The sequence below is a fragment of the Streptomyces sp. NPDC090741 genome (assembly GCF_044769045.1).
In the GTDB taxonomy this organism is placed as follows: domain Bacteria; phylum Actinomycetota; class Actinomycetes; order Streptomycetales; family Streptomycetaceae; genus Streptomyces.
Window position 1 is genome coordinate 1 of the sequence record NZ_JBIVXF010000027.1, and the last position, 14,912, is coordinate 14,912.

Genomic DNA, 14,912 nt, shown 5'->3' on the forward strand with positions numbered 1-14,912 from the left:
GAGTCCTTGCCGCCGGAGAAGAGGATCACCGGCTTCTCGAACTCGCCCGCCACCTCGCGGAAGATGTGCACGGCCTCCGATTCGAGGGCGTCGAGATGGCTCAGCGCGAAGAGCGAGCCGGCCGCCTCCGCGGCCCGGACGGTCGCCGTCATGCCAGACCCCTTTCGGTGAGCAGTGCGTGCAGGGCCGAGGCCGACTCCCGGACGGTCTGGGTGTGGGACTCGATGCGCAGGTCCGGGGCGCGCGGGGCCTCGTACGGGTCGTCGACGCCGGTCAGACCGGAGATCTCGCCCGCCGCCTGCTTGGCGTACAGGCCCTTCACGTCGCGTACGGAGCAGACCTCGACCGGGGTGGCCACGTGCACCTCCAGGTAGGGGGTCGCGGTGGCGCGGTGCCGGGCCCGGACGGCCTCGCGGCTGTCGGTGAACGGCGCGATCACCGGGACCAGGACGAGCACCCCGTTGCGGGCCAGCACCTCGGCGACCATGCCGATCCGCTGCACGTTGGTGTTGCGGTCGTCCCGGGAGAAACCGAGGTCGGCGGAGAGGAACTTGCGGATCTGGTCCCCGTCGAGGACCTCCACCCGCCGGTGCTCCCGGCGCAGCCGCCCGGCCAGCTCCTCGGCGATCGTCGTCTTGCCGGCGCTCGGCAGCCCGGTCAGCCACACGGTGGCCCCCGGCCAGCAGGTGCACAGCCGGGCCTCGGGCCGAGGCAGGGCGCCGGGCTGAGGCAGGGCGCCGGGTTGCGGCGGGGCCGCGGGGAGGGTTGTCACGAGTGTCATCGGTCTGCTCACGCTCCTTCGGGGCGGAGGGTCAGGCGGTCCTTCGCCGCGGCGGTGACCGCGGACCGGGTCGAGGGCCAGGGGAGGGTCTCGCCCCTGCGCCACAGCTCCGTCTGGTCGTCGTAGTGGTCGTTGAAGGCGTGTCCGGAGGCGCCGGTCAGGTTGATCCAGCGCGAGGCGTCGAAGTCGGCGAAGTCCACGACCATCCGCATCGAGGGCACCCAGTTCACCTCGTAGCCCTTGGAGGCGTCCCAGCCGGTCGCGTCGACCGTCGCCGAACCGCCGCCGACCTCCACCGGCTCGTGGTTCAGCAGCCACTGCACGGGCGCGGGCCCGCCGGTGCCCAGGGTGTCGTTGCGCAGGGTCAGGGTGTGCAGGGCGCCCCACCGCCACTTCGCAGGGTCGGCGCCGAGCCGGCCGGACAACTCCTTCGCGGCGTCGTCCAGGGCGGCCCGCAGCACGTCGTCGCGGGTGCGCAGGCCGCGCGGGTCCTTGGCGCTGCGCCACCAGGGGTCGTCCGGCGAGGACAGCAGCTTGCGGACGACGTCGTACCAGAGGCCGCCGCCGTCGACGTGCAGCTGAGCCTTGTTGCCGTCGAGCTCGTCGTAGAACGTCAGCTTCAGCAGGTTGCTCCACACCGCGTTGAAGTACGCGGCCGGCGCCGAGTCCGCGCCCTGCCCGAAGTCCCAGCCGCGCAGCAGGTCCTGGGCGGCGCGGGCCTCCTTGCCGGGGGTGACCGTCAGCAGGTACGGGGTCAGGGCGGCCGCGTTCTCGTTGTGGTCGTCGAGCTGGATCCGCTGCATGGCGGCGGCGTCCAGCTTGCCCGCCTTCTCGATCAGCTGCGCGATCCGCTCGCTGCGGTAGCCGTCGCCCCAGTTGCGGGTCAGGTCGTACGGGTACTGCGGGCCGGCCGCCGCGTTGTTCGCGGTGACGATGTAGCCCGACGCCGGGTCGAAGGAGCGCGGCAGCGCGTCGAAGGGAACGAAGCCCTGCCAGTCGTACTCGCCGGTCCAGCCGGGCACCGGCCAGCGGCCCTCGCCCTTGCCGCGCACCGGGATCCGGCCCGGCGCCTGGTAGCCGATGTGGCCCTGGCGGTCGGCGTAGATCAGGTTCTGGGCGGGGGAGGAGAACAGCGCCGCCGCGGCCCGGAAGGAGTCCCAGTCCCTGGCGGTGTCCAGCTGGAACACCGCGCCCATGGTGCGTCCCGGGTCCAGGGCGCTCCACCGCATCGCGACCGCGTACTCGGCGCTGCCGCCGCTCTCGCGCTCGACGCCGGGGATCCGGCCCTCGGCGGCGAGCGTCTTCGCCTTGGGGAAGGCATCGGAGATGACGGGGCCGTGGACGGTGGAGCGGACGGTGATGGTGCGGTCCGGGCCGCCCGCGACCTTCAGGACCTCCTGCCGGGTCTCCAGCGGCCGCTGCTCGCCCTTGTAGGCGTACGTGGAGCCGGTGACGCGCTCCACGAACAGGTCGGTGTCGGCGGGGGCCAGGTTGGTCACGCCCCAGCCGATGTCGCCGTTGTGGCCGACGATCACCCCGGGCATCCCGGCGAAGCCGAAGCCCGACACGTCGTACGGGCAGGCCGGGCCGGTCGTGGTGCAGTGCAGGCCGCCCTGGTACCAGACGCCCGGCATGGACGGGGACAGGTGCGGGTCGTTCGCGAGCAGCGGCTTGCCGGTCGTCGTGCGGCTGCCGGCCACCACCCACGAGTTGGAGCCGATGCCCGAACCGCGCGGCCCGAGCACCTTGTCGACTCCTGCGAGGGCGTCGGAGGCTCCCGCCATCGGCCCGTACGCGGCCGTCGCGGTGGCCGTCGCCGTCGCGGTGGCCGCGGCGGCCGCCGGACCGGCCGGCGCCTCGGGCACGGTGCCCTGGCTGTCGCCGGGGGAGACGATCGGCCGCCAGCGGGAGAAGTCGTACGTCGGGAAGAGGGAGTCGACCTGGGCGTCGGTCAGGGTCGCGGCCAGCAGTGCGTGCCGCACCTGGTCCGAGAGGGTGGCGTTGAGGTTCCAGGCCATGGCCTTGAGCCAGGACACCGAGTCCGCGGGCGTCCAGGGCGCCGGGCTGTAGTCCAGGCCGCCCAGCTTCAGCAGCGGGTACTCCACCCCCAGGTCCGCGCCCTTGTGGCCGGCGAGGTAGGAGTTCACCCCGGCCGCGTACGCGTCGAGGTTGGCCCGCGACTGCGGGTCCAGCAGGGCGACCTCCTGCTCGGCCACCCGCCGCCAGCCCATCGTGCGGATCAGGGAGTCGGTCTCCACCTGGCTCTCGCCGAAGAGCTCGGCGAGGCTGCCGGAGGTGATGTGCCGGCGGACGTCCATCTCCCAGAACCGGTCCTGGGCGTGCACGAACCCCTGCGCGAGGAACAGGTCGTGCGGGTCGCCCGCGTAGATCTGGGGGACGCCCGAGGCGTCCCGGGCCACCGTCACCGGCCCGTGCAGGCCGGGCACCGACAGCTCGCCCGACACCTGCGGGTACGAGGCCCGCACCATCCGGGTCGCCGCCAGACCGGCCACGCAGGCCACCGTCACCAGCAGCACCGCCAGGCACCAGGCGGTCACCCGCACCCCGCGCCACCGGCGCGAGCCCCGCCGCGGCGCGGCCCGCACCTCCCCGGGCCCGCCCTCCGGCGGCCCGTCCTCCGGCGGCCCGTCCTCCCGAGGGGTGCCGCCGGGGTCCTCCCCACCCGGCGCGCCGGGCCGGGTCAGCGGATCCATCACATCGCTCATGTCTTCCGTTCCCATGCTCGGCGGAACTCTGCGCTCCCGACGGTCGCAGTCGCACCGCCCGGGCATAAGCCGGGGAATCTCCCGACAGTCGTTCCGCTATTCGTTCGCTACTGGCCGGCCGTCGGCCGCGGGAGCGGCCCGGCAGCGGGCCGATAGCGGGCCGGGAGCGGCCCGCGGTTGAGTGGGGCACCCGGGGACGCCGCAGCGGCGGAGCCGGTGCACATCACCCTTGGTTTTTCACCCTTGGTTTTTCCGGACACGAAGGCGGGGACATGCCGGCGACAGCGCTCTGGGCGGCACCACGATCACGTTCGACCGCGTTCTTCCGGTCGATGCTCCAGCACGGCGACATCACCGCCCTGCACGAGCCGTTCTGCAACGTCGCGGACTTCGGGGAGACCGAGGTCGAGGGCGCCGTCGTCCGCTCCGAACGCGAGCTGATCGACGCGATCGGCGAACTCGCCCGCCACCGGCCGGTGTTCTTCAAGGACACCACCGACCACCGCTACGCCGAGGTCCTCGCCGACAAGGAGTTCCTCGCCGGGAGCCGGCACACCTTCCTGCTGCGCCGCCCCGAGGAGATCGTCTCCTCCTTCTACGCCCTCCAGCCCGACATGGAGCTCTCGGACGTCGGCATCGAGGGCCTGCACGAGATGTACCTGGCCGTCCTCGCCGCCGGGGGCGAGCCGCCCGTGGTCGTCGACTCCGACGACCTGGTGGAGCGGCCCGCCGCCACGATGGCCGCGTACTGCGCCGCCGTCGGCATCCCCTTCCGGCCCGAGACGCTCAGCTGGGACGCCACCGCCCGCGGCGAATGGCAGCGCACCGACCGCTGGCACGTCGCCGTCAGCAACAGCACAGGGTTCTCCAAGAGCCGCACCGCCTACCGGCACACCGCGGAGAACGACCCGAAGCTCGCGCAGTTCGCCGCGCACCACCGGCCGTTCTACGAGTTCCTGTGGGACGCCCGGCTGCGGGTCGGCCAGGAGGCCCCCGCCCTCTGAGCGCCCCGCAGCCGACGGGGCCCGGCCCGCACACCGCGGGCCGGGCCCCTTCCGCATCAGAGCGCGGCGGCCAGCGCCCGGCGGTCCACCTTGGCGTTGGGGGTCAGCGGGATCTCCTCCAGCACGACCACCCGCCCCGGCAGCATGTACACCGGCAGCACCGCGCGCAGGTGCGCATGGACCTCCGCGAGCGAAGGGGTGTCCGTACCGGTGACGAAGGCCGTCAGCACGCCCTCGCCACCCTCCTGCGGCCGCACCAGGTCCACCACCGCGTCCTTGACCCGCGGATGCTTCAGCAGGACCTCCTCGATCTCGCCGGGCTCGATCCGGTGCCCGTGCAGCTTGATCTGGGTGTCGATGCGCCCCGCGAACTCCAGGCCGTCGTCCCCCACCGTCCAGCGGACCAGGTCGCCCGTCCGGTACAGCCGGGCGCCGTGCCCGCCGAAGGGATCGGGTACGAACTTCAGCGCCGTCAGCCCCGGCCGGTCCAGGTAGCCCCGCGCCAGGCACACGCCGCCGATCAGCAGCTCCCCGAACCCGCCCGGCGGCTGCTCCAGCCCGTCCGGGCCCACCACGTGCGCCTCCAGGTTCGCCATCGCCTCGCCGATCAGCGGCTTGGGCCGGCCCAGCCGCGGATCGTGGCGCTGCTCGGTACAGGCTACGGTCGCCTCGGTGGGCCCGTACTGGTTGTTGACGATCCGCGTCGGCGAGGACCAGCGGTCCGCCTGGAAGCGGCTCAGCTGCTCCCCGCCCACGTTGAGCACCCGCAGCCCGGGCAGCTGCTCGGGGTCCAGCAGCGGCAGGATCGCCGTGGTGAACACCCCGATCGTGACGCCCTCGTCGTGCATCAGGGCGCCCAGCGCCCGCGGGTCGAGCAGGGTCAGCGCCGAACCCTGCACCAGGCAGGAGCCCGTCGTCAGCGCCCCGAAGATCTCCAGGACGCTCACGTCGAAGCAGGGCGTGGTCAGCTGCAGCCAGCGGTCACCCGGACCGATCGAGAACTGCCGCGCCATGTGCGAGGTCAGGTTGACCACGCCCCGGTGCGGCAGCAGGGTCCCCTTGGGGCGGCCCGTCGACCCCGAGGTGTAGATGACGTACGCCAGCTGGTCCGGGTGCGCCGGCAGCTCCGGGTCGGCCGCGGACAGTCCCGTCAGCATGTCCGCCGTGAACGGGTCGTCGAGGCAGACCGCCGCCGCCTCCTCGGGGACCTGCCCGGCCAGGGCGGTCGTGGTGACGACCAGCTCGCAGCCCGCGTCCCCCATCAGGTAGCCCAGCCGGTCCACGGGCTGCGCCGGGTCCATCGGCAGGTACGCCCCGCCCGCCTTGAGGATCGCGAGCATCGCCAGCGGCAGCTGCGGGCCGCGCTCCATGAGCACGCCCACGACCGACTCCCGGCCCACGCCCATCCGGCGCAGGTGCGCCGCCAGCCGGTTGGCCCGCCCGTTCAGCTCCCCGTAACTCCACTGCTCGCCCTCGAAGCGCAGCGCCGGCGCCTCGGGGATCCGCCGCGCCCAGTCCTGCACGAGCTCGTGCAGGCATGCCTGTCCGTTCATTACCGACCGCCTCCAGCGTCCGTGTCCGCCGGCCCGGATCCGTCCCGGCCGGCCAGCAGTTCCTCCACCTCGTCCTCGCTGAGCTCGCCGATCTCCAGGGCCAGGCGCGCGATCGCCCCGACGTCCACGCCCTGGTCCCGGCCGGCCGCCTCCACGAGGGCCGCCTGGCTCTCCACGTCGGTGGCCGCGAAGACCTCCCGCAGCGGGATCTCCACCCCGAACACCTCCGCGGTCAGCGCGGCGATCCGGGTCGCGGCCAGCGAGTAGCCGCCCAGCTCGAAGAAGTCGTCCCGTACGCCCACCCCGTCGACGTGGAGCACGCTGCCCCACACCTCGGCCAGCAGCGACTCCACCGGGGTACGAGGGGCCAGCCGCCCGGCGTCCAGGGCCGGCCGGGCGCTGCCGACGGGCGGCAGGGCCCCGCGGTCGGCCTTGCCGCTGACCGCGAGCGGCAGCCGCTCCAGCGCCACGAAGTGCGCGGGCACCATGTGTTCGGGCAGGGTCCGGCGCAGCTGCTCCCGCAACGCGCGCACCGGCAGGTCCGTGCCGCCGTCCGGTACGTAGTAGGCGGCGAGGGCGGTGTCCCCGGTCTCCCGGACCGCCTTGACGACCACCTCCCGGATTCCGGGCAGGGCCGCCAGGGCCGCCTCGACCTCGCCGAGTTCGATGCGGAACCCGCGCACCTTGACCTGGTCGTCGATGCGGCCGAGGTAGTCCAGGCCGCCGCCGGCCGTCCAGCGGGCCAGGTCCCCGGTGCGGTACATCCGCTGTCCGGGCTCCCCGAAGGGGTCGGGCAGGAACGCGGACGCGGTCAGCGCGGGCCGCCCGTGGTAGCCGCGGGCCAGGCCGGCGCCCGCCACGTACAGCTCGCCCGCCACCCCGACCGGCACCGGCCGCAGCGCGCGGTCCAGTACGTACGCGCGGGAGTTGGCCATGGGCCGGCCGATCGGGACCGGGCCCGGGGCCAGCACCGCGCCGGGGCCCACCCGCAGGGCCACGCAGCCCACGGTGGCCTCGGTGGGCCCGTACTCGTTGGTGACCACCGCGCCGGGAAAGCGCCCGCGCCACTGGTCCAGGACCTCGGAGGTCAGCATCTCGCCGCCGATGACCAGGTCCCCGGTGGGCGCGTACGCCTCGGGCAGTCCCAGCAGGATCGGCAGGTGGCTCGGCGTGACCTTGAGCAGGGACAGCCGGCCCTCCCCGCCCGGCAGTTCGTCGGTGCGGCCGTCGAGCCCGCCCAGCACGATCCGGCCGCCCGCGGTCAGCGGCCCCAGCAGGGTGGTCACCGACAGGTCGACGGAGACCGGCGAGTGCAGCAGCGCCGACCCGGCCAGGCCCGGGTAGTCCCGGCGGCAGGCGGCCAGGTAGTCGGCGAGCGCGCGGTGGCTGATCAGGACGCCCTTGGGCCTGCCGGTCGAGCCGGAGGTGTAGATGGCGTACGCCAGGTGGTCGGGGCGCAGCGGGGCCCGCCGGTCGGCGTCGGTGACATCGCCGGCGGCGCAGCGGGCCAGCGCGCCCCGGGTGGCGGGCGCGTCCAGGTCGAGGCGCTCGGCCGCGCCCGTCGCCGCCGCGGGGACGGCCGTGGTGGTGACCACTGCCGACGGCGCCGCGTCGGAGAGCAGGTACGCGATCCGGTCGGGCGGCAGCACCGGGTCCACCGGGACGTACGCGGCACCGGACTTGAGGACGGCCAGCACGGCCGTCACCGTCTCGGCCGAGCGCGGCAGCATCAGTGCCACCGTCCGCTCGGGGCCCGCGCCGCGCTCGATCAGCAGCCGGGCCAGCCGGTTGGCGGCCTCGTTCAGCTCGCCGTACGTGAGGGTGCCCGCGTCGCCGACCACGGCCGGGGCATGCGGGTAGGCGGCCGCGCGGGCCTCGACCAGGGCCGGGGTGAGCTCCGCGGGGACCTCGGCGGCGGTCCGGTTCCACTCGGTGAGCAGGGTGTGCTCGTCCTCGGGGCGCAGCAGCGGCAGCTCCCCGATCCGGTCCCCGGGGCGGGCCGCGGCCGCCGCCAGGAGGGTTTCGTACTGGGTCCACATACGGGCGACGGTGGCCTCGTCGAAGAGGTCGGTGCTGTAGTCGACCACCCCCTCGAAGCACTCCCCGGAGTCCCACAGCTGCACGTTGAGGTCCAGGTGGGTGGCCTTGCGGCGGACCGGGACGGTCGACAGCTCCAGACCGTCCAGCGCCACGTCCGGCAGCGGCGCGCTCTGCAGCAGGAACATCACCTGCGCCAGCGGCTGATGGCTCAGGTCCCGCTTGGGCGCGAGCTCCTCCACGAGCCGGTCGAAGGGCAGGTCCTGGTGCTGCAGGCCGTCCAGTACGGTCTCGCCCACCTGCGCGGCCAGTTCGGCGAAGCTGGGGTCGCCGGCCAGCGAGGCCCGCAGCAGCAGCACGTTGATGAAGCAGCCGACGACCTGCTCCACCTGCGGGGTGCGGTTGGCGACGCCGCTGCTGACGGTGATGTCCTCGCCGCCGGTCCAGCGGCCCACCGCCGCGTGGAAGGCGGCCAGCAGGGCGGTGAACGGGGTGACCCCGAGGGTGCGGGCCGCCTGCCGGACGGCCGCCGAGGTCGACGGGGACAGCCGCACCGGCAGGGTCGCCCCGCGGAAGGACTGCACGGGCGGCCGCGGCCGGTCGGCGGGCAGCTCCAGCACCGGCTGCATCCCGGCGAGCCGCTCGCGCCAGTAACCGAGCAGCTCCTCGGTCCGCTGCGCGTCGAGCTGCTCGCGGTGCCAGGCCGCGTAGTCGACGTACTGCACCTCCGGCTCGGGCAGCCGAGGCCGCCCGCCGGCCCGCAGCACCGGGTACGCCGCGGCCAGTTCGCCGACGAAGATCCCGCAGGACCAGCTGTCGGAGACCAGGTGGTGCATGGTGACGGCCAGGACGTGGTCCTCGTCGCCCAGCCGCAGCAGCTCGACGCGCAGCAGCCGTCCCGTGAGGTCGAAGGGGCGGGCGGCCGCCTCGGCCACCAGGGCGGCCAGCTCTTCGGGGTCGGCCGCGGCCGCGTGGCCGGTCAGGTCCCGTACGGGCAACTCGACGAGGTGGTCCTCCTCCACGATCTGGCCGAGGACCCCGTCGACCGTGCGGAAGACGGTGCGCAGCGACTCGTGGCGGCGCACCACCTCCCGGACGGCGCCGGTCAGGGCGGCGGTGTCGAGCGGTCCGCGCAGCCGCACCGCGAAGGGCACGTGATAGGCGGAGCCGCCCGGGTACAGCTGCTCGATGATCATGATCCGCTGCTGGGCGTGCGTCGCCGGGAACATGATCTGCTCGGGGTGCATCAGGGCCATCGGATTCTCCACGTACGTCATGAGCCGCTCTGGCTGCCGATCCGGCGTGCGGCCCGCAGGGCCCGCAACGCGTCCTTGCCCCCGCCCGGCGCCGCTCCCGGCGCGACGAGGGCGACCTGGCGGGTGCGGTCGATCCGGGTGATCCGGCCCGCCCCGCCGCCCGGCCGCGGCGGTGCGTCCGCCGTGGCGAGGGCGTCCACGGCCGCCGCCAGGTGCTCCAGCGTCGGCGTCTCGAACATCACCCGCAGCGGCAGCTGCGCCCCCAGCGACTCCCGCACCCGCACCGCGAAGCGGGACATCAGCAGGGAGTGGGCGCCGTGGTCGAAGAGGTTGTCCGTACGGCCGATCGCCCCGGTGCCGAGCAGCTCGGCGAGGATCCCCGCCAGCTCCCGCTCGGTCGCCGTGGCCGGCTCGTCGCGGGGTGCGTCCTGCTCCGGCGCGGGCGGCTTGAGCGCCGCCCGGTCCACCTTCCCGCTGGTGTTCAGCGGGAAGCCGTCCACCCACACGAACCGGGCGGGCACCATGTAGGCGGGCAGCACCCGCGCCAGCTCCTCGCGCAGGACGCGGGTGGTGACGCGTTCGTCGAAGTCCGCTCCTCGTGAGTCCCGGCCCCCGCGGACGTACGCGGCCAGCACCGCCGGGGCGTCCGGCGCGGGCCGGTGCACCACGGCCACGCCCTGGCTCAGCTCCGGCAGCCGGCTCAACGCCGCGTCGATCTCGCCCAGTTCGATCCGGTGGCCGTTGACCTTGACCTGGTTGTCGACCCGCCCCAGCAGCTCGGTCCGGCCGTCCGCGGTGGTCCGCGCCAGGTCCCCGGTCCGGTACAGGCGGGCGCCCGGGGTGTCCCCGTACGGGTCCGGTACGAACGCCGCCGCCGTCAGGCCCGGCCGGCCCAGGTAGCCGCGGGCCAGCCCGGCGCCGCCGATCAGCAGCTCCCCGGCCGCGCCGGCGGGTACCGGCTCCAGCGCCGCGTCGAGCACGTACACCTGCGTGTTGGCGACGGGCGCGCCCAGCGGGGTGGCGGCCCCCGGCACCGCGGTGACCTGCGTACCGGTCGACCACACGGTGGTCTCGGTCGGCCCGTACAGGTTCCACAGGGTGCCCGTACCGAAGGACAGCAGCGTGCGGGCCAGCCCGGGGGAGAGGGCCTCGCCGCCGCTGGCCATCGCCAGGCCCGGGGTGCCGGTCCAGCCCGCGTCGCACAGCAGCCGCCAGGTCGCGGGGGTGGCCTGCATCATCGAGAAGGCGCCGGACTCCAGCCGCACCCGCAGCTGCTCCCCGGCGGCCGCGATCCGGCGCGGCACGATGTGGGAGCAGCCGCCGGTGATCAGCGGGAGGTAGGCCTCCAGGGCGGAGATGTCGAAGGAGAACGTGGTCACGGCCAGCAGCCGGCCGCCCTCGGCGGGCCCCAGCAGCCGGACCATCGCGGCGAGGAAGTTGGCCAGGGCGCCGTGCGGGACCTGCACCCCCTTGGGGCGGCCGGTCGAGCCGGAGGTGTACAGCAGGTAGGCCGCCTGGTCGGGGCGTACGGAGACGGCGGGGGAGGAGGCGGGCAGCGCGGCCAGCTCCCCGGCCAGCTCGTCGAGGACCAGCCGGACCGGGCCGGCTGCGGAGGCGTCGACCGCGGCTGCGGAGGCGTCGACCGCGGCGGCCGATTCGACCGCGGCGGCCGATCCGGCCGTGTCCACGGACGAGTCGGTGATCACGATCCGGGCGCCGCTGTCGGCCAGCAGGTACGCGATCCGCTCGGCCGGCAGGTGCGGGTCGACCGGCAGGTAGCTGCCGCCCGCCCGCAGCACCGCGAGCATCGCCACCACCATCGTCTCGTCGTGCGGCAGCCGCACGGCCACCGTCTCCTCGGCCCGCAGCCCCCGCGCCAGCAGCAGCCGGGCGAGCCGGTTCACGGCCGCGTCCAGCTCCCGGTAGCTCAGCGTCCGGGTGTCGCGCACCCGGTCCGCGTCCGGGGCGGGCCCGGCCGGGCCGAGCGCGTACTCGGTGTCGTCGAAGGCCAGGGCGGGCGCGTCGGGCGTCCGGGCGGCCTGCGCGGCCACCAGCGCGTGCACCGGAGTGTCCGAAGTCCCGGGCACGGCGGTGTCGTTGCGGTCGTGCAGGACGACGGCCCGCTCGGCGGCGGGCATCAGCGGCAGCAGGGCGACGGGGCGCTCCGGGTCCGCGGCGACGGCGTCCAGCAGGGCGCACAGCCCGGCGGCCATCCGCTCGGCCGTGGCGTCCTCGAACAGGGCGCGGTCGAACTGGAGCAGCCCGCTGAGCGTGCCGTCCACCTCGGCGAAGGTCAGCTGGAGGTCCATCTGGGCGTGCGGCTGGTCCAGCGGCACCGGCCGCATCTCCAGCCCGCCCAGGTCGAACCGGGAGGCCGGATCGCCCAGGACGAACGCCGCCAGGGGGCCCGACTGGAGCGTGAAGAGCGCCTGCACCAGCGGGGTGCGGCTCGTGTCGCGCGCCACCCGGCTCCGCTCGACCAGCAGCGACAACGGCATCGCGCTGTGCCGCAGGGCGGCCGGTACGCTCCGCGCGGCCCGCCGCAGCAGGGCGGTGAACGACTCGCCCGGCACCAGGTCGGCGCGCAGCACCGCGGTATTGAGGAACGGCCCGACCACCTCCGCCGTGTCGGCGTGCTCCCGGCCGTGTACGGGGGAGCCCACGAGCAGGCTCGCCTGCCCGGCCGTACGGCCCAGCATCAGCTGGTACGCGCTCAGCAGGACGGTGTAGAGGGTGGTCCCCTCGGCGCGGGCGAGGGCGCCCAGCGCGGCGGCGGTCCCCGGCTCCAGCCGGAAGCGCCGCACCCCGGCCGGGGCGCGCCGGCGGGCCGGGCGGACGTGGTCGGCGGGCAGTTCCAGTACGGTCGGGGCGCCCGCCAGCTCGCGCTGCCAGAACTCCCACAGCCGCTCGCCCTCCGGCCCGGCGAGCCGTCCTGCCCGGCGGCGTACGGCCGCGCCGAACCCGGGCACGGCCCGCGCGCCGGGGACGGGCCCGCCGGTCTCGGCCCGGTAGTGCGCGCCGAGCTCCCGCAGCAGGATCTCCAGGGACCACAGGTCGGACACCAGGTGGTGCAGGGAGACGACCAGCCGGTGCCGGCCGGGCCCGCGGCGCAGCAGGGCCACCCGCAGCAGCGGGCCCGCCTCCACGTCGAAGGGCCGGTAGGCGAGCGCGGTCAGCTCGGCCCGCATCCGCTCCGCGGGCCACGCGCTCGCGTCGGTTTCGGTGAACTCCGGTTCCAGTACGGCGTGGACGCGCTGTACGGGGCCGTCGCCGACCTCGGGGAAGGTGGTGCGCAGGGCCGCGTGGCGGCGTACGACGGCGGCCAGCGCGCGGCGCAGCGCGGCCGCGTCCACCTCGCCGGACAGCTCGGCGGCGGCGGCGAGGTGGTAGGCGGAGCCGTCCGGGTCCATCCGGTGCATGAACCACATGGCCCGCTGCCCGTGCGAGAGTTCGCCGTCCCCGGGCGGGGCGTCGGCGAGCGGCGCGGGCGCCGTGCCCGACGCCCCGGAGTCCGCGGTGGCGATGGCGTCGGCCAGTTCGGCCAGGGTCAGCGAGAAGGCCTCCTCCGGGCCGAGCTCCAGCCCGAACTCCCGCTGCAGCCGGTGCAGGAGCCGTACGGAGTCCAGCGAGTCCAGGCCCAGGGCCGCCGGAGAGGCGTCCGCGGGCACCTCCTCGGGCCGGGTCCGCAGCAGTACGGCCGCGGCCCGCCGCAGGTGGGCCAGGACCGCCTCGCGGTCGCCGGCGGCCGGTACGGGCGCTTCCGCGGCTGCGTCCCCGCCCGCGGCGGCCGGCTGCTCCTCGTCGGCGTGGACCGCCGTCACCAGCAGCTCTCCCGCCAGGTAGGCGGCGCGGCAGGCGTGCCGGGCCACCTTGCCGCTGGAGGTCCGCGGCAGCGAGGCCGTACGGATCAGGACCACGGCGTGCGGGCGCACCTCGTGCTGCTCGGCGACCCTGGCCTGCACGGTGCGGGCCAGCTCCGCCGGGTCCGCCAGCCCGTGGCCGTGGATCAGCTCCTGGACGACGACCAGCTGCTCGCCGCCGTCGGCGCCGGTGACGGAGAAGGCGGCGCCGCCGTTGCCGCGCAGCGCGGGCGAGCAGCGCTCGGCGGTCAGCTCGATGTCCTGCGGGTAGTGGTTGCGGCCGCGGACGATGATCAGGTCCTTGCGGCGGCCGGTCACGTACAGCTCGCGAGCGTCGCCGTCGCCCGAGAGGAAGCCGAGGTCGCCGGTGCGCAGGAAGCCGGTGCCGTCACCGCCCTCGACGAGCGCGCCGAAGGTGTCGGCGACGGCGTCGGTGCGGTTGAAGTAACCGCGCGCCACGCTCGGGCCAGCCACCCACACCTCGCCGACCTCCCCGGCGGCCACGGGCAGCCGGGTCTCGGGGTCGACGATCTCCAGCCGCTGCTCGGGCGGCAGCACCCCGGAGGCGACCAGTTCGCCGGCCACGCCGGAGCCGGCGGGCGGCTCGCAGGTGCGGAAGCCGGTGCCCGCGGGCCCGCCCGTCACCAGCAGGGAGCCCTCGGCCAGCCCGTAGCAGGGCAGGAAGGCCTCGGGGCGGAAACCGGAGACGGCGAAGGCCTCGGCGAAGCGGTGCAGCGAGGCCGGACGGACGGGCTCGGCCCCGTTGTACGCCACCTGCCAGGACGACAGGTCCAGGGCGGCCCGCTGCTCCTCGGTGGTGCGCTCGACGGCCAGGTCGTACGCGAAGTTGGGGCCGCCGGTGACGGTCGCCCGCTCCTCGGCGACCACGCCCAGCCAGCGCAGCGGATCGCGGGCGAAGGTGCTCGGCGCCATCAGCGACATCGTGCCGCCCGCGCGGACGGTCCCCATGACCGAGCCGATCAGGCCCATGTCGTGGTACATCGGCAGCCACGACACCCCGCGCATCCCGGTGTCCAGCCCGAACACCCGGGCGATCATCGCGGTGTTGTGCAGCAGGTTGCCGTGGCTGAGGACGACGCCGCGGGGCGTCGAGGTGGAGCCGGAGGTGTACTGGAGGAAGGCCGTGGCGTCCTCGCCGATCCGCGGGGCCCGCCAGGCCGGCGCGTCCTCGGCGCTCATCGCGTCGGTCGCCACCAGCCGCAGTGGCGGCACCCCGTCGGCGGAGGCCAGGCGCGGGGCGAGCCGGTCGCGGATCACCGCGGTCGTCAGGGCCACCTCCGCGCCGCTGTCGCGCACGATCGCGGCGAGCCGCTCGGTGGAGCGGGCATTGCGGCTCGGCGGGTACGCGGGGACCGCGACGACCCCCGCGTACAGGCAGCCGAAGAAGGCGGCCACGTAGTCCAGTCCGGCGGGGAACAGCAGGACGGCACTGCGCCCGGCCAGCCCGAGGTCCGCCAGGTGCGCCGCGACGGCCCGGGCCCGGGCGTCGAGCCCGGCCCAGTCGAGCAGCTCGGGCTCGCCCAGCTCCTCGGAGTGGAAGCGGAAGGCCGTCGCGTGCGGGCGCTCCTGTGCCGTACCGGAAAGTACGTCTCGCCAGTTCATGTAACGACCTCACCTCGATCACACCGTGGTCAACGGTGCACACCTTGGCCCAGCCGCCGGCCCCGCCTCGAT

At 75.1% G+C, this 14,912-nt stretch carries 6 protein-coding genes and 1 pseudogene; 1 reads left to right on the top strand and 6 read right to left on the bottom strand.

Annotated elements, in window-relative coordinates; genetic code table 11:
- From ACIQU4_RS40450 to ACIQU4_RS40460, 3 genes and pseudogenes are all read right to left on the bottom strand, one after another.
- Nucleotides 1–152, bottom strand: a pseudogene (locus tag ACIQU4_RS40450) (sulfate adenylyltransferase small subunit); the annotation flags it as partial.
- On the bottom strand, nt 149–781 hold the full coding sequence (gene cysC, locus ACIQU4_RS40455) for an adenylyl-sulfate kinase (protein WP_403742337.1): 633 nt from the start codon (nt 779–781) through the stop codon (nt 149–151). The pseudogene ACIQU4_RS40450 and the gene cysC, both read right to left, overlap by 4 nt.
- Before the next feature lie 8 nt (nt 782–789).
- Nucleotides 790–3,507 (bottom strand): penicillin acylase family protein, encoded by a 2,718-nt coding sequence (locus ACIQU4_RS40460; protein ID WP_403742340.1) that lies wholly within the window; start codon nt 3,505–3,507, stop codon nt 790–792.
- 272 nt (nt 3,508–3,779) lie between these two features.
- Here ACIQU4_RS40460 and ACIQU4_RS40465 point away from each other — a divergent pair, with 272 nt between their 5' ends.
- Nucleotides 3,780–4,511, top strand: coding sequence for a sulfotransferase family protein (locus ACIQU4_RS40465; protein ID WP_403742342.1), 732 nt, complete (start codon nt 3,780–3,782; stop codon nt 4,509–4,511).
- 56 nt (nt 4,512–4,567) lie between these two features.
- Here ACIQU4_RS40465 and ACIQU4_RS40470 read toward each other — a convergent pair whose 3' ends face one another.
- The 3 genes from ACIQU4_RS40470 to ACIQU4_RS40480 are packed head-to-tail and all read right to left on the bottom strand — an operon-like array spanning nt 4,568 to nt 14,840.
- A complete protein-coding gene (locus ACIQU4_RS40470) occupies nt 4,568–6,064 on the bottom strand; it encodes an amino acid adenylation domain-containing protein (protein WP_403742345.1) in 1,497 nt (498 codons plus the stop codon).
- A complete protein-coding gene (locus tag ACIQU4_RS40475) occupies nt 6,064–9,378 on the bottom strand; it encodes an amino acid adenylation domain-containing protein (RefSeq protein WP_403742348.1) in 3,315 nt (1,104 codons plus the stop codon). The genes ACIQU4_RS40470 and ACIQU4_RS40475 overlap by 1 nt, the downstream gene beginning before the upstream one ends.
- On the bottom strand, nt 9,375–14,840 hold the full coding sequence (locus ACIQU4_RS40480; RefSeq protein WP_403742350.1) for an amino acid adenylation domain-containing protein: 5,466 nt from the start codon (nt 14,838–14,840) through the stop codon (nt 9,375–9,377). The genes ACIQU4_RS40475 and ACIQU4_RS40480 overlap by 4 nt, the downstream gene beginning before the upstream one ends.
- Between the last annotated feature and the right edge of the window lie 72 nt (nt 14,841–14,912).